At 71.3% G+C, this 18018-nt stretch carries 16 protein-coding genes and 1 riboswitch; of the genes, 7 read left to right on the top strand and 9 right to left on the bottom strand.

The features are described from left to right. Positions 1 to 20: 20 nt before the first annotated feature. Both ACFYW5_RS04860 and ACFYW5_RS04865 read left to right on the top strand, forming a co-directional pair. Positions 21 to 455: a winged helix-turn-helix transcriptional regulator gene (locus ACFYW5_RS04860; RefSeq protein WP_389415467.1), complete on the top strand. Its 435-nt coding sequence runs from the start codon at positions 21 to 23 to the stop codon at positions 453 to 455. Between the two features lie 37 nt (positions 456 to 492). Continuing rightward, entirely contained in the window at positions 493 to 975 is a 483-nt protein-coding gene (locus ACFYW5_RS04865) for a VOC family protein (protein WP_389415468.1), read from the top strand. Positions 976 to 989: 14 nt separating this feature from the next. Here ACFYW5_RS04865 and ACFYW5_RS04870 read toward each other — a convergent pair whose 3' ends face one another. Beyond that, positions 990 to 2180 (bottom strand): tetratricopeptide repeat protein, encoded by a 1191-nt coding sequence (locus ACFYW5_RS04870; protein WP_389415469.1) that lies wholly within the window; start codon positions 2178 to 2180, stop codon positions 990 to 992. Positions 2181 to 2314: 134 nt separating this feature from the next. Here ACFYW5_RS04870 and ACFYW5_RS04875 point away from each other — a divergent pair, with 134 nt between their 5' ends. Both ACFYW5_RS04875 and ACFYW5_RS04880 read left to right on the top strand, forming a co-directional pair. Then, positions 2315 to 2824, top strand: a complete 510-nt coding sequence (locus ACFYW5_RS04875; protein WP_389415470.1) for a hypothetical protein — start codon at positions 2315 to 2317, stop codon at positions 2822 to 2824. 102 nt (positions 2825 to 2926) lie between these two features. Further along, positions 2927 to 3508, top strand: coding sequence for a flavodoxin family protein (locus ACFYW5_RS04880; RefSeq protein WP_389415471.1), 582 nt, complete (start codon positions 2927 to 2929; stop codon positions 3506 to 3508). On the opposite strand, the gene ACFYW5_RS04885 is transcribed toward ACFYW5_RS04880, so the two are convergent. The 4 genes from ACFYW5_RS04885 to ACFYW5_RS04900 form a co-directional block, all read right to left on the bottom strand. Then, positions 3505 to 4368, bottom strand: coding sequence for an ABC transporter permease (locus ACFYW5_RS04885; RefSeq protein ID WP_389415472.1), 864 nt, complete (start codon positions 4366 to 4368; stop codon positions 3505 to 3507). The two genes, ACFYW5_RS04880 and ACFYW5_RS04885, sit on opposite strands and share 4 nt — an antisense overlap. Then, positions 4355 to 5326, bottom strand: a complete 972-nt coding sequence (locus ACFYW5_RS04890; RefSeq protein ID WP_389415473.1) for an ABC transporter ATP-binding protein — start codon at positions 5324 to 5326, stop codon at positions 4355 to 4357. The genes ACFYW5_RS04885 and ACFYW5_RS04890 overlap by 14 nt, the downstream gene beginning before the upstream one ends. Positions 5327 to 5336: 10 nt before the next feature. Beyond that, positions 5337 to 6530, bottom strand: a complete 1194-nt coding sequence (locus ACFYW5_RS04895) for an outer membrane lipoprotein carrier protein LolA (RefSeq protein WP_389415474.1) — start codon at positions 6528 to 6530, stop codon at positions 5337 to 5339. A 261-nt stretch (positions 6531 to 6791) separates the two neighbouring features. Next, entirely contained in the window at positions 6792 to 7802 is a 1011-nt protein-coding gene (locus tag ACFYW5_RS04900) for a polyprenyl synthetase family protein (protein WP_389415475.1), read from the bottom strand. Between the two features lie 523 nt (positions 7803 to 8325). Beyond that, positions 8326 to 8533: riboswitch (cyclic di-AMP (ydaO/yuaA leader) on the top strand. Between the two features lie 5 nt (positions 8534 to 8538). Between ACFYW5_RS04900 and ACFYW5_RS04905 the strand changes: the two genes are divergently transcribed. Continuing rightward, entirely contained in the window at positions 8539 to 9021 is a 483-nt protein-coding gene (locus tag ACFYW5_RS04905) for a transglycosylase SLT domain-containing protein (protein WP_389415476.1), read from the top strand. A 9-nt stretch (positions 9022 to 9030) separates the two neighbouring features. Here ACFYW5_RS04905 and ACFYW5_RS04910 read toward each other — a convergent pair whose 3' ends face one another. Then, entirely contained in the window at positions 9031 to 9837 is an 807-nt protein-coding gene (locus ACFYW5_RS04910) for an HAD family hydrolase (RefSeq protein ID WP_389415477.1), read from the bottom strand. A gap of 319 nt (positions 9838 to 10156) precedes the next feature. Here ACFYW5_RS04910 and fahA point away from each other — a divergent pair, with 319 nt between their 5' ends. Further along, positions 10157 to 11377 (top strand): fumarylacetoacetase, encoded by a 1221-nt coding sequence (fahA, locus tag ACFYW5_RS04915; RefSeq protein WP_389415478.1) that lies wholly within the window; start codon positions 10157 to 10159, stop codon positions 11375 to 11377. A gap of 219 nt (positions 11378 to 11596) precedes the next feature. Beyond that, complete coding sequence (locus ACFYW5_RS04920) at positions 11597 to 12535, top strand: M56 family metallopeptidase (RefSeq protein WP_389415479.1); 939 nt, start codon at positions 11597 to 11599, stop codon at positions 12533 to 12535. A 33-nt stretch (positions 12536 to 12568) separates the two neighbouring features. Here ACFYW5_RS04920 and recQ read toward each other — a convergent pair whose 3' ends face one another. From recQ to ACFYW5_RS04935, 3 genes are all read right to left on the bottom strand, one after another. Continuing rightward, positions 12569 to 14578: a DNA helicase RecQ gene (gene recQ / locus ACFYW5_RS04925; protein ID WP_389415646.1), complete on the bottom strand. Its 2010-nt coding sequence runs from the start codon at positions 14576 to 14578 to the stop codon at positions 12569 to 12571. Between the two features lie 221 nt (positions 14579 to 14799). Beyond that, the gene (gene nuoN / locus ACFYW5_RS04930) at positions 14800 to 16449 is read right to left on the bottom strand and encodes an NADH-quinone oxidoreductase subunit NuoN (protein ID WP_389415480.1); all 1650 of its coding nucleotides are present in this window, start codon (positions 16447 to 16449) and stop codon (positions 14800 to 14802) included. Beyond that, positions 16446 to 18017, bottom strand: coding sequence for an NADH-quinone oxidoreductase subunit M (locus ACFYW5_RS04935; RefSeq protein ID WP_389415481.1), 1572 nt, complete (start codon positions 18015 to 18017; stop codon positions 16446 to 16448). Before ACFYW5_RS04935 ends, nuoN begins: the two co-directional genes overlap by 4 nt. Position 18018 lies beyond the last annotated feature (1 nt).

The raw sequence follows: 18018 nt of genomic DNA on the forward strand, positions 1-18018 counted from the left end.
CTGCGGCACCATCGGCAGACATGGAAGAAGGCACTTCTAAGTCACCGAGTAACTGCGCGAGCACCGTGGACTACGGCGACGCCGACCCCTTCCAGTGGGACACCCGCGAGGACTGCCAGGTGCGGCAGATCCTGGACCGGGTGGCCGACAAGTGGTCGCTGCTGGTCATCGCCCTGCTGGAGAACCGGCGGCTGCGCTTCACCGAGCTGCGGCGCGAGATCGACGGGGTCAGCCAGCGGATGCTCACCGTCACGCTGCGGCAGCTGGAACGGGACGGGCTGGTGAAGCGGACCGTTCATCCGGTGGTGCCGCCTCGGGTGGAGTACGAACTGACCCCGCTGGGCGGGACCCTGCACGCGACGATCCAGTCACTGGTGGACTGGACGGAGCGGCACCAGCGGGAGATCGCGGAGGCGCGGGAGGCGTACGACAAGAGGGAAGCCGCGGTCCACTAGGACAGTCCCGGACCTGATGGGCCGCTATAAGGGACCCATGACACAGGTTCCTGATTCCGCGTCCGCACCCGCGCCGCTGCACTGGAAGCTCGTCGTCGACTGCGCGAGCCCGCAGGCGCAGGCCGACTTCTGGGCCGCCGCGCTGCACTACGAGGTCGAGGACAACCACGCGCTCATCGAACGGCTGCTGGAACTCGGCGCGCTGCCCCGCGAGGCCACCGTCGAGTTCCATGCCCGGCTCGCCTTCCGGGACCTGGTCGCCGTACGGCATCCCGAGGACCCCTTCGACCCCGACAGCGGGACGGGGCTCGGGCGGCGGCTGCTGTTCCAGCGGGTGCCGGAGGAGAAGACCGGCAAGAACCGGCTCCATCTCGACCTGCACGCCCCCGAGGGGCAGCGGGAGGCGGAGGCTGAGCGGCTGCGGGGGCTCGGCGCGAGTGTGCTGCGGGAGGTGAGGGAACCCTCCGGTCAGTGGGTGGTGATGGCGGATCCGGAGGGGAACGAGTTCTGCGTGCAATGAGCCGCCGGGGTCCCCTACTGGGCGCGGGCTCGCTGCGCGAGACGGCCCATGCGGGTCCGGGCCGCGGTCAGCTTCTCGGGTTCATCGGCGGCCGGACCGGCCTCCGCCGCGAGGACGGCCCACAGGGCGATCAGGTCGTGGCCGAGGCGCAGGCCCTGCTCGGGGTCGCGTACGGCTCGCCAGGCGGTCGCCGCGCTCAGGACGTTCCCGTAGGCGGCCTCGGCGTCCTGGGCGCGGTGGTGTATCCGGGCCAGGTCCAGGGAGAGGGTGAGGGCCTGCGCCGGTTCGCCCGCCAGGTAGGCGATGTACGCGGTCAGTTCGCGCAACTGGAGCACCTCGGGGTGCTCGGGGCCCAGTGACTGCGCGGCCTGCGCCACGGTCCGCTGCGCGAGATCCGCCGCCTCCTGGGTGCGCCCGGCCCGGACGGCCTCGTTGATCCTGGCCACCGGTTCCGCGAGGAGGGTGGCGGTGGGGGGCTCGTCACCGAGTACCGCCTCGGCGACGGCGTCGAAGCCCCGGGGCGGGGTCGGGGTTTTGGGACCCGGGTCGACGCCGAGGTCGAAGGCCGGGTCCGGGGCCGCCCTGCGGGAAGGGTGCGGCGACCGCGCGGCGCCGACCGGGGGCGGGGCGTCCCGCACGGGCACGTCCGTGACCGGCCCGTCCATCACCGGCGGGGGGCCGAATGCGCCCGTCGGTGGGGCGACCGTGCCGGGGACGGCGTCCCGTACCGCCCGCGGCGTGAACGTGGGAGCGGGTTCCCGGACGGCCCGCGGCGGCTCGGGCGGAAGCGGTACGGCCGACTCCGCTCGCGGCGTCGCGTCCACCGGCTCCCCCATCAGCGCGCTCGACCCGTCCAGGTTCACCACGAGCGGCACCACGTACCCGATCCGGTCGTCCCGGATCGTCGCCCGCACCGGCGTCCCCGCGGCGAGAGCGATCCGGTGGAGGTGGGTCAGGACGGTCTGCTGGATCTCCTCGCCCGCGACCGCCGCGACCGGTACACCACCGACCGACGCGCCTCCCCCGCCGTCCCCCGGCACCCGGACCTCGATCGGCGCCGCCGCAGAGACCGCACGAGCCGTGGAAGCCCTAGCACCCGTGGCAATCCCAGGACGGCCAGAAGCCGCAGAAGCCACAGAAGCCCCCGCATCCACCGCCCGCTCCTCCCCCTGATCCCGCTTCTTCGCGCGGCTGAGTCGAGACATCGGTTCCTCCCTCCCTGGCAGCACCTACCGTCGAGTCTCTCCGCAGGTCCCCGCCGCACACGTCACCGAGTCGTCACAGCCTCGTTCCAGGACTCGCCCCCGCATCGATGGCGTGCCGAGGGGCGCACGCGGGCATGCCCACCGACGTGCGACAGGGACCGGAAATCTGGATCCGCGGGCCGGTGGCCGTACCTCAAGCACCGCCACCGCCTGCCCCGCCCGCCGGAGTCACCCCCCGGCGCTACTCCTGGGTCGGCACCCACGGCGGCGCCGGTGTCACCACCCTGGCCTTGGTCTACGGCGGCCACGACTGCGGGCGCGACTGGCCGGGGCCCGGCGCTCCGCGCTCCGTCCTGCTGGTCGGCCGTACGCACGCCGCCGGCCTCGACGCCGTACTGCGCGCGCTGGACGCCTTCCGGTACGGGCCGGTGCCGCCCGGACTCGACCTGGACGCGGTCGTGCTCGTCGCCGACGCGCCGGGCCGGCTGCCGCGGCCGCTCGCCCGGCGGGTGAAGGCGATCGAGGAGGTCATCGACGTGTACCGGGTGCCCTGGGTCCACGACTGGCGGCTCGGCGAGACCGCCGGGGGGCCGCCCCGGGAGACCGAGGCGCTGGCCCACCTGACCGGCATCGGGCGACGGTAGCGGGCGGACTCCGGATAATCCCCCTCGACAACTTCTTGCGTACGCATATAATGCAGATGCAGTTTGTTCGCGTACGCCGACCATTCGCCACCTGGGGGACCCATGACCCGCCGTTTCCTGTTCGTCCTGGGCAGCAGCCGCGACGACGGCAACACCGAGACGCTCGCCCGCCGCGCCGCCGAACAGTTGCCCGAGGACGTCGAGCAGCAGTGGATCGATCTCGCCGCGCATCCGCTGCCGGACTTCGTGGACCTGTGCCACGACAGCGACCGTGTCCGCCCGACCGAGGGCCCCGAAGCACTGCTGCTCGACGCAACCCTCGCGGCGACGGACATCGTGATCGTCTCCCCGCTGTACTGGTACTCCGTGTCCGCCCACACCAAGCGCTACCTCGACTACTGGGCCGGCTGGCTGCGCACCCCCGGCCTCGACTTCAAGCCGACGCTGGCCGGGCGCACCCTCTGGGGCGTCACCGTGCTCGCCGAGCACGAGCAGGTGGTCGCCGATCCGCTGATCGGCACGCTCAACAACTCGGCCGCATACATGGGCATGCGCTTCGGCGGAGTGCTGCTCGGCAACGGCAGCAAGCCCGGTGACGTACTCAACGACGCCGACGCGCTGACCCGCGCGAAGACGTTCTTCCAGGGGGAGACCCCGCTCGCGCGCTTCCCCCACGAGAGTTAGGCCGTGATGTCCTTCGCCGTGAACCTCGCCCAGGCCGCCGAGCCGAACACGGCCGCGTACAGGGCCTGGAGGCCGAGGTTCTTGACCAGGTCGTCCCAGTAGACCGGCTCGCGCATCAGGTCGGCGAAGGACAGCCAGTAGTGGGAGAAGAAGTACGGCTGGAGGGCGTCCAGTTGGGGGATCTGGTCGAGGATCTGGACCGTGATCAGCAGGCCGACGGTCGTGGCCATCGCCGCGATGCCGCTGTTGGTCAGGGTGGAGACGAACAGGCCGAGCGCCGCGATCCCGGTGAGGGACGCGGCGACGACCAGCGCGATCAGCAGCGCGCGGCCGAGTCCCTCGCCGAAGCCGATCCGAGTGCCGGAGATCGTCGTCAGGTCCCCCAGCGGGAAGAGCAGCGCGCCCACCGTCAGCGCCGAGACCGCGACCACGAGCGTGGCCAGCAGACAGAAGGCCATCGTGGTCGCGTACTTGGTGAGCAGCAGCCGGGTGCGGCCCGCGGGGGCGACCAGCAGATAGCGCAGGGTGCCCGCGTTCGCCTCGCCGGCGATGGCGTCGCCCGCGACCACGCCGACCGCCATCGGCAGGAAGAACGGCAGTGTCGCGGCGAGCGCGGTGAACACCAGGAACAGGCCGTTGTTGGTGATCTGCGCGACGAACGCGGGACCTTCGCCGCCGCCGGCCGAACCGCCGTCGCCGGTCTCGATCTTCACGGCGACCCCGACCAGGACCGGCACGGCCGCGAGGACTCCCAGCAGGGCGAGGGTGCGCCAGCGGCGCAGGGTCGTCCCCATCTCGTTGCGCAACAGACCGAAGGTCCATCCCCTGCGCACCGGAGCGGTGAGTTCAGCCTGCGACATCGAAGCCCTCTCCCGTCAGCGCCACGAACGCGTCCTCCAGGGAGGCCCGTTCGACCCCGAAGCCACGGACGCGGACGCCCGCGGTCACCAGAGCCGCGGTGAGCTCCGCCAGGTCCCGGTCGGGCGGCTCGGCCGTCACCCGGTCCTCGGCGACCACGACATCACTCGCTCCCTGCTCCTTCAGCACCCGGGCGGCGTCCGCGGTGTCGGGGGTGGTGACCAGGAGCCTGCCGCGCACTCCGGCCGCGAGGTCGCCGACCGCGCCCTGGGTGACGAGCCGGCCCCGGGCCATCACGGCCGCGTGCGTGCACACCTGCTCGATCTCGTCGAGGAGGTGGGAGGAGAGGAAGACGGTCGTGCCGTCGCAGGCCAACTCCCGTATCAGCGAGCGGATCTCGCGCATGCCCTGCGGGTCGAGGCCGTTGGTCGGCTCGTCCAGCACCAGCAGGCGGCGCGGCTGGAGCAGCGCGGCGGCCAGGCCGAGCCGCTGCTTCATGCCGAGCGAGTACGCCCTGGCCTTCTTGGCCGCGGCGGCCGTCAGGCCCACCCGGTCCAGCGCCGCCGCGACGCGCTCGCGCCGGGTGCGCGGGTCGGCGGTCGGGTCGGCGGCGTCGTAGCGCAGGAGGTTGTCGCGGCCGGAGAGGAAGCCGTAGAGGGCGGGGCCCTCGATCAGGGCGCCCACGTGCGGGAGGACGGAGCGGGTGGCGCGGGGCATGGGGCGGCCGAGGACCCGGGCCGTGCCGGAGGTGGGTTCGATGAGGCCCATCAGCATCCGGATGGTGGTGGTCTTGCCGGAGCCGTTGGGGCCGAGGAAGCCGAAGACGCTGCCCGCCGGGACGGTCAGGTCGAGACCGTCCACGGCGAGTTGTCCGCCGCGGTAGCGCTTGGTGAGAGCGCGGGTGACGATCACGCCGTCACCCTGCTCCGGCTTCGGCTCCGCGGCGGACGTGTCGGTCATGGGTGCCTTACTACCCGGCGTTCGCGGCCTTCACCAGCGCGTCCTTGGTGACCGCGCCGACGTAGACCGTGCCGTCGTCGGTGATCAGGGCGTTGATCAGGCGGGTCTTGAAGACCGTGCCCTCGCCGAACGAGCCCTTCACCTTGTCGCCCAGGGAATCCATGAAGCCGCCGAGGTCGCCGCCGACCTCGGAGCCGGAGGGGATGCCCTCGCCGCCGGTGTCGAGGACGGCGATGGAGTTCCAGCCCTCGCCGATGACCTCCGGTTCGCCTTCCGGCTCCAGCTCGGGCGCCTTGGAGTGCTTCTCCTGCTCCTCCGCGGGGGCCTCGAGCGCGTCGTCCTCGGTGACCTTCGCGCCCTTCGGCGGGGTGAAGTCGAAGGTGGAGGCGGCCGGCTTGGCGAAGCTGACGTCGGTGAAGCCCGCGTCCACCACGGCGGCGCCGCCGCTCGACGGGGTGAGCGTGAACTTCAGCGGCATACCGGTCTTCGCGTCGACGGCCACGGTGATGGCGCCGACGGTGGTGCCGGACTGCTTGGGCTTGATGAGCAGCCGGTAGGCGTCCCGGCCCGCGACCTGCGCGGTGCCGTCGACGGTGACGGACGTGGTGTCGTCGACCGACTTCAGGGCCTCCTCGGTGAGGTCCTTGGGCGTGGCCGGGACCTCCTTGTCCGGCTCGGCGCTGTCGGGGGCGGTGCTGTGGAAGACCTCGTTGGAGGAGCTGTCGTAGCCCCAGACGTCCTTGCCGTTGTGGATGAGGCTGTACTCCGAGGAGTTCTCCAGCAGCGAGAGCTTCTGCCGGTCCGGGCCGTCGACGGCGACCCGCAGGGTGTGGCTGCCGGACACCAGCTCGGTGAGCTTGGCCGACGGGTCGGCGGACGAACCGTCCCCGGACTCCATCGCCCCGGACGCCAGCGAGCTCTCCAGACCGCCGAGGTCGGGCAGCCCCAGATCGGTGCTGACCCGCATGGTCCCGGACAGCTGCTGTACGTCGGACTCGGCGATCTTCTCGATGAGTTGCTGTGCGCTGATCTTCGGCAGGTCGGGGTCGCCGGAGTCGGCGAGGGCGGGGACGAGACCGATGGTCGCCGCCGCCACGCCCACCACCGCGACCGGAACGACGTACCGCGCGGCCTTGCGCCGCCCCGAGCGCAGGTCGTCGACCTCGTTCGCGGTCGTGCTGTCGTCGGATTCGTACGGTGCCATGTCTGACTTACCTCCGTCGTCGGCGGCGGCCTGCCAATTCCCGTGCGTCCAGCCCTTAGCCGCCATTCTCACCCGAATCGGTGAGGAGTGGTGTTTTCCGTTGTGACCATCTGACCAAATCGGCGGCCGCGAAGCGTCAGACCGCGGGCTCAACTCCGTGTACACCTGCGGTATGACACAAGAGGGCGGCGCCTCCCCCGACCCGTAGGGGTCGGGGGAGGCGCCGCCGTTTCGCCGGTGGCCCGGAAGGGGGCCGCGCCGCTAACCCGCGCGGTGCACCACCGCGTCGCACAGCTCCATCAGCGCGGCCTTGGCGTCGCACTCGGGCAGGGGCGCCAGCGAGGCCCGCGCGTCCTGGGCGTACCGCACGGTGTCCCGGCGGGCCTGCTCCAGAGCCGGGTGCGCCCGCAGCGCGGCCAGCGCCTCGGCGTGCCGCACATCGTCGGTCAGGTCGGAGTCCAGCAGCTCGCAGAGCGCGATGTCCTCCGCGAGCCCCAGCCGCTGCGCCCGCTCCCGCAGCCGCAGCACGGGCAGGGTCGCGATCCCCTCCCGGAGATCCGTACCCGGCGTCTTGCCGGACTCGCGGGAGTCGGAAGCGATGTCCAGGACGTCGTCGGCCAGCTGGAACGCGACCCCCAGCCGCTCGCCGTACTGGGTGAGCACGTCCACCACCGTCTCGTCGGCGCCCGACATCATCGCGCCGAAGCGGCACGACACCGCCACCAGCGAGCCGGTCTTCCCGGCCAGCACATCGAGGTAGTGCTCGACCGGGTCGCGCCCGTCCTGCGGTCCCGCCGTCTCCAGGATCTGCCCGGTGACCAGCCGCTCGAACGCCTCGGCCTGGACCCGGACGGCCTCCGGGCCGAGGTCGGCGAGGATGTGCGAGGCGCGGGCGAAGAGGAAGTCACCGGTGAGGACCGCGACCGAGTTCCCCCAGCGGGTGTTGGCGCTCGGCACCCCGCGCCTGACCTCGGCCTCGTCCATCACGTCGTCGTGGTACAGCGTCGCCAGGTGGGTCAGCTCCACCACCACGGCCGACGGTACGATCCCCGGCGCGTGGCGGTCCCCGAACTGCGCGCTGAGCATCACGAGCAGCGGCCTGAACCGCTTCCCGCCCGCGCGCACCAGATGCTGGGCTGCGCCCGTGATGAAGGGGACCTCGCTCTTGGTGGCCTCGAGCAGTCCCTCCTCGACAGCCGCCAATCCGGCCTGGACATCGGCTTCCAGAGCCTGGTCCCGCACGCTCAGCCCGAACGGCCCGACGACGGTCACGAGGGGTCTCCTGTCTGCTGGTGTCTACTGGCGATTACGCGGTTTGTCGATAGGTCGCTGCCTTCACTCAAGTCAGCGTATCCGGTCACGTTTCGATCACCGCTGCCGCCCACCCGTCCACGACGGGCGGTATCGGATCACGGTGGTTATGTTTTTGATCACCTGATAAGAACGGATATAGATCGACTTACGTGGAAGCGGTGGAGCGTGTCTCGAGCCGAAGAGACAACCCGCACGGATGTCCGTATCCCCCTCGCGGACGGAACCATGCTGCACGTGCCATGCGCCTTTTAGGTTGATTGCCAGATTTGGCGCGACTTGTGATCACGCGTGATGTGACTCACGCCCCCGAGTCCGCAGGCGCCCCTCAGACTTCCCCCGACACCCCTTCCCCGGCGGCCAGTTGGGCCTTGGCACTCGCAAAGATGCAACCGCCACGCATCCCGCGAACGAAGATCAAAACCCTGGATATGTGAATCCGCTACTTGTTTCGGACATGTGCTCTCGCATACGTTCCCGGCCTGTCGGGCGGACGCCTAATCCTGCCGCCGTCCGGCTCCACCGAGATTCTTCGTACGGCAGGAGCGGGGGAACCAGGTAAGTCGCCGACCCGGAACGTCTTCGGACGCGCCGGTGCGGCTCGGGGTGAAGTCGCGCGCCCTTCGCGGTGCGCGGCCGGGCAGCTCCCGCCCGAACCCGACAGCTCACCTCGCAGGCGCCGGAGAGGAACTTCGTCATGCCTGCTGCCGCTCAGCACCGTCCTGCCCGCACCAGCCGGGTCGCCCGCAAGCTCGCCGTCCTCGGCACCGGAGCCGCCGTACTCGCGCTGCCGCTCCTCGGGGCAACCACCGCCGCCGCGGCCACCCCGACCGTCACCACCGCCGCCTCGCTGGGGTACGCCAACAACCTGGACGGCTGGATCCGCGCGTCCCTCCAGGTCATGGCCCAGAAGGGGATCCCCGGCAGCTACAACGGCATCTACCGCAACATCATCCGGGAGTCCTCGGGCAACCAGTACGCGATCAACAACTGGGACTCCAACGCCGCCGCCGGCACCCCCTCCAAGGGCCTGCTCCAGGTGATCGACCCGACCTTCCAGGCGTACCACGTGTCCGGCACCTCGTGGGACCCCTACGACCCGGTCGCCAACATCACCGCCGCCTGCAACTACGCGGCGCAGCGGTACGGCTCGATCGACAACGTCTTCGGGGCGTACTGACCGGGCCCGTCACCGGAAGAGTCGTTCGAGGACGACGGCGATGCCGTCGTCCTCGTTCGACAGGGTGATCTCGTCGGCGACCGCCCTGAGTTCGGGATGGGCGTTGGCCATCGCCACGCCGTGGGCCGCCCAGTCGAACATCGGGATGTCGTTGGGCATGTCACCGAAGGCGATCGTCCCCTCCGGGCCGAGGCCCAGGTGATCCGCGGCCAGGGCGAGCCCGGTCGCCTTGGTGATGCCGCATGGCTGAAGTTCGACGGTCCCGGGCCCCGACATGGTGACCGTCGCCAGCGAACCCACCACCGAACGCGCCGTCGCCGCCAACTGGTCGTCGGACAGCTCGGGATGGCGCAGCAGCACCTTGCTGATCGGCGCGCCCCACAGGTCGTCACGCCGGCCGACGCGCACCGCGGGCAAGGTGGGGTGCGGCATCAGGTACCCGGGCTCGATCAGGGTGAGCCCGTCGACGCCGTCCTGGTCGACCGCCGCGTACACCTGTCCCACCTCGGCCTCGATCTTGCCGAGCGCGGTCTCGGCCAGCTCCTGGTCCAGGGTGACGGACCAGAGCAGACGGCCCGCGCCGGCGTCGTACACCTGCGCACCCTGCCCGCACACCGCGAGCCCCTCGCTGCCCAGGTCGTCCAGGAGCGGCCGCACCCTGGGCGCCGGCCGGCCGGTCACCACCAGGTGCCGGGCCCCCGCCTCCGCCACCCGCGCGAGTGCGGCCAGCGACCGGTCGGAGAGCGTGTCGTCGCCTCGCAGGAGGGTCCCGTCCAGGTCGGTGGCGATGAGTGAATATGCGATGGGTGCGGCCATGATCAGAGAATACGGACAGGACGCCCCCACGACTCAGCGCGAACCGGACGACCCCGGCGCCCCCCTGCGCCCCACGCGCCCCCTCCAACTCCCTTGTCCTCACCCGTTGCTGGTGACATGAGGGCACTGCCGTGACGCACGGGGCGGAGGGCAGGACGGGGCGGAGCGAGGACCGCGCGACACGGCCGCCAGCAGGCCCGACGCACCTCGGGAACTGATCGTCCCGCTCCCTTGTGCACTGCCCAAGACGGGTGCCCCACCCGTAACGTGTGCGGCGACGACACGGACCCGTGGCACGCACGAGAGTGAGGCAGCACCCATGCCCCCCTTTGATGTCCCCGAGGGCGACCCCTTCGGCCCGCACAACCTTCCGTACGGTGTCTTCTCCCTCCCCGGTGAGGACGGCGAGCGCCGGGTCGGTGTACGGCTCGGCGACCACGTCCTCGACGCGGGCGCGGCGGCGCTGGCCCTGGGTTCCCCGTACGCCTCCCTGCTCGCCCGGCCCACGCTGAACCCGCTGCTGGCGGCGGGCCGCACCGCCTGGTCGGACGTGCGCCGCGCGCTGACCGCCTGGGTCACGGTGCCGTCCCACCGGGAGACCATCGAGCCGCTGTTCCACCCGCTCTCCGCGGTGGCCCTGCACCTGCCCTTCGAGGTCGCGGACTACGTGGACTTCTACGCCTCCGAGAACCACGCCCGGAACGTCGGCCAGATGTTCCGCCCGGACGCCGCGGACTCCCTCACCCCGAACTGGAAGCACCTCCCGATCGGCTACCACGGCCGCTCGGGCACGGTCGTGGTCTCGGGCACCGATGTCGTACGGCCCTCCGGCCAGCGCAAGGCGCCGGCCGACGCGGCGCCCGTCTTCGGCCCGTCCGTCCGCCTGGACATCGAGGCCGAGGTCGGCTTCGTGGTGGGCGTGCCGTCGGCGATGGGCGGCCCGGTCGGCCTCGGCGACTTCCGGGAGCACGTCTTCGGCCTGTGCCTGCTCAACGACTGGTCCGCGCGCGACATCCAGGCCTGGGAGTACGTCCCGCTCGGCCCCTTCCTCGGCAAGTCCTTCGCCACCTCGGTGTCGGCCTGGATCACCCCGCTGGACGCGCTGGAGGAGGCCCGGGTGGCCCCTCCTGAGCGCACCCACGACCTGCTTCCCTACCTGGACGACGCGGTCGAGGAACCCGCCGGTTACGACCTGCGCATCTCGGTCTCCCTCAACGGTCATGTGATCTCCGAACCTCCCTTCTCGACGATGTACTGGACGGCCGCCCAGCAGCTGGCCCACATGACGGTCAACGGCGCCTCCCTGCGCACCGGCGACCTCTACGGTTCCGGCACGGTCAGCGGCCCGGCGGAACGCGAGCGCGGCTCCCTGCTGGAGCTCACCTGGAACGGCCGGGACGTCCTGGAGCTCCCCGACGGCAAGCGGACCTTCCTGGAGGACGGCGACGTGGTGACGCTGTCGGCGTGGGCCCCGGGAGCGGACGGGGCGCGGGTGGGGCTGGGCGAGGTCACCGGGCGGGTGGTGGCCGCCGGGGCCTGATCCCACCGCCTGCCGAACGGCCATCGCCCCCGCGGGAGTTGCCGCTCGCGGCCGCTCCCCTCGGGTCGAACGGTTCGATGGCCGCCGATGTCTGCCGCGTACCGCCGCTCGCCGTCATACTGGGCGGCGGACGGTGCGCGCGGGACACGCTCTCGCACCGCCCGCGCACAGCCCGCCCCGCAGCCGCCCTTGTCCCGACCAGGATCCGGAGCCCGTGGCATGACCGTCTGCCTGCTCCTGCTGAGCGCCGTCGCTCTGCTGGCCGCCGTGCCGGTACCGCGTTCCCTGACCCGGGCCATGTGGCCGGAGCGGGAGCCGGTGGTCGCGCTGTGGGTGTGGCAGTGCCTGGTCGCGACCGTGCTGCTGTGCTGTCTGACGGCCCTCGTCCTGGGCGCCGCCGCCGTCTTCCACACGGTCCGCGACCATGTCTTCGCGCCCGCGCCGCCCGCGGTGACCGCGGCGTACGACCTGTCCACGGCGCCGGTCTGGGTGACGGCCTTCACGCTGCTGCTGGCCTGCGGCGCCGCCTGGACGACGGCGATGCTGGCCCGTGAGCTGGTCGAGGCCCGGCGCAGTCGCGGCCAGGCCAGGGCCCACCTGCGCGAACGCGCCCCGGACCTGCCCGCCGGTCTCCCGGCCGCGCGCGGCCCCCTGCTGGTGCTGGAGGACGAGTACCCGGACGCCTGGTGGATGCCCGGCAACCCGCCCCAGCTGATCGTCACCACCGGCGCCCTGCGCCGCCTGACCGACCACCAGTTGGACGCCGTCCTCACCCACGAACGCGGCCACGCCCGGGCCCGCCACGACTGGCTGCTGCACCTGTCCACCGCACTGGCCACCGGCTTCCCCCGCATCCCCCTGTTCGCCCACTTCTGCGACCAGACCCACCGCCTGGTCGAGCTGGCCGCCGACGACACCGCGTCCCGCCGCTGCGGCCACCTGACCACGGCGCTGGCCCTGATCGAGCTCAACCAGCACCGAGGCGTCCTGTCCTGCGCCTCCAGCCACCGCCTGCTGGGCGAGCGCGTGGACCGGCTGCTGGAACCCCAGCCGCGCCTGGACCGCCGCCACCGGGTCCTGACGACCACCGCGGCGGCGCTGGTGCCCCTGCTCCCGCTGCTGATCGTCTTCGGTCCGGGGCTGACGGCGCTGGCCTAGCGGCGAAGGCGCGTCCCGCCCCCGGCCGACCCCTCACTCCCAGCCGTCAGGCTCCGGCTCCGCGTCCATCTCGGGCCAGTGATCCTCCTCGCCTTGAGACACGGACTGATTCCTGGGCTCGGACTCGGGCTCGGACTTGGACTCAGGCTCGGACTCCGCCGCGCCCTCGCCCAGCCCGGCCAGAACCCCGATCACGCCCTCCCCGTAGGTCGCCAGCTTCTTCTCCCCCACTCCGCCGACGCTCCCCAGCTCCCGCACCGACGAGGGCCAGACCGTGACGATCTCCCGAAGCGTCGCGTCGTGGAAGATCACATACGCCGGAACCCCCTGCTCCCGGGCCTGCTCGGCCCGCCAGGCCCGCAGCGCCTCGAACGCGGGCACCAGCCGCTCCGGCAACTCCACCACGGCGGCCCGGGCCTTCCGCTCCCCCTTGCCGGCCGACGCCGACCGCGAGGTCACCGGCTTCTTCGGCTCCTTGCGCAGCGGCACCTCCCGCTCCCGCCGGAGCACCGCCCCGCTGCCCTCGGTCAGCACGAGCGTGCCGTACTCCCCTTCGACGGCCAGCAGGCCCTGGGCCAGCAACTGCCGGATGACGCCCCGCCATTCACCCTCGCTCAGCTCCTCCCCGATGCCGAAGACGGAGAGCTGGTCGTGGTCGAACTGGATCACTTTGGCCGTGCGCTTGCCCAGCAGGATGTCGACGATCTGCACCGCCCCGAACTTCTGCCCCCGCTCCCGCTGCAGCCGCACCACGGTCGACAGCACCTTCTGCGCCGCGACGGTCCCGTCCCAGGTCTCGGGCGGAGTCAGGCAGGTGTCGCAGTTGCCGCAGGCGGACGCATCGGGGTCCTGGCCGAAGTAGGCGAGCAGCTGTCCCCGCCGGCACTGAGCCGTCTCGCACAGGCCGAGCATCGCGTCCAGGTGGGCCTCCGCCCGCCGCTGGAACGCCTCGTCGCCCTCCCCTGACTGGATCATCTTGCGCTGCTGGATGACGTCATTGAGTCCGTACGCCATCCACGCCGTGGACGGCAGCCCGTCCCGGCCCGCCCGGCCCGTCTCCTGGTAGTAGCCCTCGACCGACTTCGGCAGGTCCAGGTGCGCGACGAACCGTACGTCCGGCTTGTCGATGCCCATGCCGAACGCGATCGTCGCCACCACGACCAGCCCGTCCTCCCGCAGGAAGCGGGACTGGTGCGCCGCGCGGGTCCCCGCGTCGAGCCCCGCGTGGTACGGCACCGCCTCCACGCCGTTGCGGCTGAGGAACTCCGCCGTCTTCTCCACGGAGTTGCGCGAGAGGCAGTACACGATGCCCGCGTCCCCGGCGTGCTCCTCGCGCAGGAAGCTCAGCAGCTGCTTCTTGGGGTCGGCCTTCGGCACGATCCGGTACTGGATGTTGGGCCGGTCGAAGCTCGCCACGAAGTGGCGGGCCGTCGGCATGTTCAGCCGCTCGGTGATCTCCTGGTGCGTCGCGTGGGTGGCGGTCGCCGTGAGCGCGATCCGCGGGACGTCCGGCCAGCGCTCGCCGAGCAGGGACAGCGCCAGATAGTCGGGCCGGAAGTCATGGCCCCACTGGGACACGCAGTGCGCCTCGTCGATCGCGAACACCGCGATCTTGCCGCGGGAGAGCAGATCCAGCGTGGAGTCGAGCCGCAGCCGCTCCGGGGCGAGGTACAGCAGGTCCAGCTCCCCGGCGAGGAACTCGGCCTCCATCACCCGGCGCTCGTCGAAATCCTGCGTGGAGTTGATGAACCCGGCCCGCACACCGAGCGCCCGCAACGCGTCCACCTGGTCCTGCATCAGCGCGATCAGCGGTGACACCACGATGCCCGTACCGGGTCTGACCAGGGACGGGATCTGATAGCACAGTGACTTGCCGCCGCCGGTCGGCATGAGGACGACGGCGTCACCGCCGACCACCACATGCTCGATGACCGCTTCCTGCTCGCCCCGGAAGGTCTCGTACCCGAAGACCCTGTTGAGCGTGGCCAACGCCTCGCTCTCGGCTACCGCTGTCATGACACCGATCCCGCCCGTCCCGCCCATCGTCGTGCCCCCCGTACGTCGCTTCTCGACCACTGCGTCCACGATAGGCGTCCGCACCGACAGCGCCGGAGTTATCCACAGGCTGCCCCTCGTAACGCTCGGCGGTCGGCGGTCGGCGGTCGGCGGTCGGCCGAAGCGAGCCGGTCATCCCTGCCCCCGCGCACGACGAAGACCCCGGCTCCCACCTCGGGAACCGGGGCCCTCCGTGTCGGCGGCGCGGGTCAGCGCACGAACACCCCGGCAGTGCTCGCCAGGTCCAGGAAGTACTGCGGCGCCACACCGAGCACCAGCGTGACCGCCACGCCGACCGCGATCGCCGTCGTCGTCAGCGCAGACGGCACCGCGACCGTGGGGCCCTCGGCGCGCGGCTCGCTGAAGAACATCAGCACGATGACACGGATGTAGAAGAACGCCGCGATCGCCGACGAGATCACACCGACCACGACCAGCGGGGCCGCCCCGCCCTCCGCCGCCGCCTTGAACACGGCGAACTTCCCGGCGAACCCGGACGTCAGCGGAATGCCCGCGAAGGCCAGCAGGAACACCGCGAACACGGCCGCCACCAGCGGCGAACGCCGACCCAGCCCCGCCCACTTGGACAGATGCGTGGCCTCGCCGCCCGCGTCCCGGACCAGTGTGACCACCGCGAAGGCGCCGATCGTCACGAAGGAGTAGGCGCCCAGATAGAACAGCACGGAGGAGACACCGTCCGGCGTGGTCGCGATCACACCGGCGAGGATGAAGCCCGCGTGCGCGATCGACGAGTACGCCAGCAGCCGCTTGATGTCGGTCTGCGTGATCGCGACGATGGCGCCGCCCAGCATGGTGATGATCGCGACGGCCCACATGACCGGCCGCCAGTCCCAGCGCAGGCCGGGCAGCACCACGTACAGGACCCGCAGCAGCGCGCCGAACGCCGCCACCTTGGTCGCCGCCGCCATGAAGCCGGTCACCGGGGTCGGCGCGCCCTGGTACACGTCCGGCGTCCACATGTGGAAGGGCACCGCGCCGACCTTGAACAGCAGGCCCATGACGAGCATGGCCATGCCGATCAGCAGCAGCGCGTCATTGCCCATGGTGGACGCGAGGGCCGGGTCGACGGTGGTGAGGGTGCCGTCGACGACCTGCGCGATCGTCGCGTACGACAACGAACCCGCGTAGCCGTACAGCAGCGCGATGCCGAACAGGGTGAACGCGGAGGCGAACGCCCCGAGCAGGAAGTACTTCACCGCCGCTTCCTGCGACATCAGCCGCTTGCGGCGGGCGAGGGCGCACATCAGGTACAGCGGCAGGGAGAAGACCTCCAGCGCGATGAACAGCGTCAGCAGGTCGTTGGCGGCCGGGAAGACCAGCATGCCCGCGACCGCGAAGAGCAGCAGCGGGAACACCTCGGTGGTGGCGAACCCGGCCCGCACCGCGGCCTTCTCGCTGTCGCTGCCCGGCACCGACGCGGCCTGCGCGGCGAAGGAGTCGACCCGGTTGCCGTGCGCCGCCGGGTCGAGCCGCCGTTCGGCGAAGGTGAACAGGCCCACCAGCCCGGCCAGCAGGATCGTGCCCTGGAGGAAGAGCGCCGGGCCGTCGACGGCGATGGCGCCCATCGCCACGATGCCGGCCTTCGTGGTGCCGTACCCGTCGGCCGCGAGGGCGACCACCGCGGCGAAGGCGGCGGTCAACGCGATGGCGGAGACGATCACCTGAGCGTAGTACCGGGACTTGCGCGGTACCGCCGCCTCGATCAGCACCCCCACGATCGCCGCGCCGACGACGATCAGCGTGGGCGACAATTGTCCGTATTCGATCTTCGGCGCGTCGATCTTCGAGATCGGGTCGGCCGCGGTTGTCCACAGGCTGTGGACGGCTGATGCGCTCACTTGGCCGCCTCCACCTCGGGCTGGGGGTCCTTCTTCTGTACGTCGGACATGGTGTGCTCGACCGCCGGGTTGACGATGTCCGTGACGGGCTTCGGGTAGACGCCCAGGAAGATCAGCAGTACGACCAGCGGGGCGACGACCGCGAGCTCCCGCACCCTGAGGTCCGGCATCGTGGCGACCTCGGGCTTCACCGGGCCCGTCATCGTCCGCTGGTACAGGACGAGGGTGTAGAGCGCGGCGAGCACGATGCCGAAGGTGGCGATGATGCCGACCACCGGATAGCTGGCGTAGGTGCCGACCAGGACCAGGAACTCACTGACGAACGGCGCCAGTCCGGGCAGCGACAGGGTCGCCAGACCGCCGATCAGGAAGGTGCCGGCGAGCACCGGGGCGACCTTCTGCACTCCCCCGTAGTCGGCGATGAGCCGCGAGCCGCGCCGCGAGATCAGGAAGCCGGCCACCAGCATCAACGCGGCCGTGGAGAGACCGTGGTTGACCATGTACAGCGTCGCGCCCGACTGGCCCTGGCTGGTCATCGCGAAGATGCCCATGATGATGAAGCCGAAGTGCGAGATCGACGCGTAGGCCACCAGGCGCTTCATGTCCCGCTGGCCGACGGCGAGCAGCGCGCCGTAGATGATGCTGATCAGCGCCAGGACGAGGACGGCAGGCGTCGCCCACTTCGAGGCCTCCGGGAACAGCCCGAGGCAGAAGCGGAGCATCGCGAAGGTGCCGACCTTGTCGACCACCGCGGTGATCAGGACGGCGACCGGGGCGGTGGCCTCACCCATGGCATTGGGCAGCCAGGTGTGCAGCGGCCACAGCGGCGCCTTCACCGCGAAGGCGAAGAAGAAGCCGGAGAACAGCCAGCGTTCGGTGCTGGTCGCCATCTCCAGCGAGCCGTTGGCCCGGGCCTCGGCGATCTCGGGCAGCGAGAAGTTCCCGGCGACCACGTACAGGCCGATCACCGCGGCCAGCATGATCAGGCCGCCGACCAGGTTGTAGAGGAGGAACTTCACCGCGGCGTACGAGCGCTGGGTGGACGCCACTTCCTCGCCGTGCTGGTGGGCACGGTCCCCGAAGCCTCCGATGAGGAAGTACATCGGGATGAGCATGGCCTCGAAGAAGATGTAGAAGAGGAAGACGTCGGTGGCCTCGAAGGAGAGGATCACCATCGCCTCGACGGCCAGGATCAGGGCGAAGAAGCCCTGCGTCGGCCGCCAGCGCTTGCTGCCGGTCTCCAGCGGGTCGGCGTCGTGCCAGCCCGCGAGGATGATGAAGGGGATCAGCAGGGCGGTCAGCGCGATCAGGGCCACCGCGATGCCGTCCACGCCCAGGTCGTAACGGACCCCGAACTCAGCGATCCACGAGTGGGATTCGGTGAGCTGGTAGCGGTCGCCGTCCGGGTCGAAGCGGACCAGGATCGCGACGGCCAGCGCGAGCGTGGCGAGCGAGACGAGCAGCGCCAGCCACTTGGCCGCGGTGCGCCGCGTGGCCGGTACGGCGGCCGTGACGATCGCCCCGATCGCGGGGAGCGCCGCCGTCGCTGTCAGCAGGGGAAAGGACATC

The organism is Streptomyces sp. NPDC002779 (assembly GCF_042888685.1).
Lineage (GTDB): Bacteria > Actinomycetota > Actinomycetes > Streptomycetales > Streptomycetaceae > Streptomyces.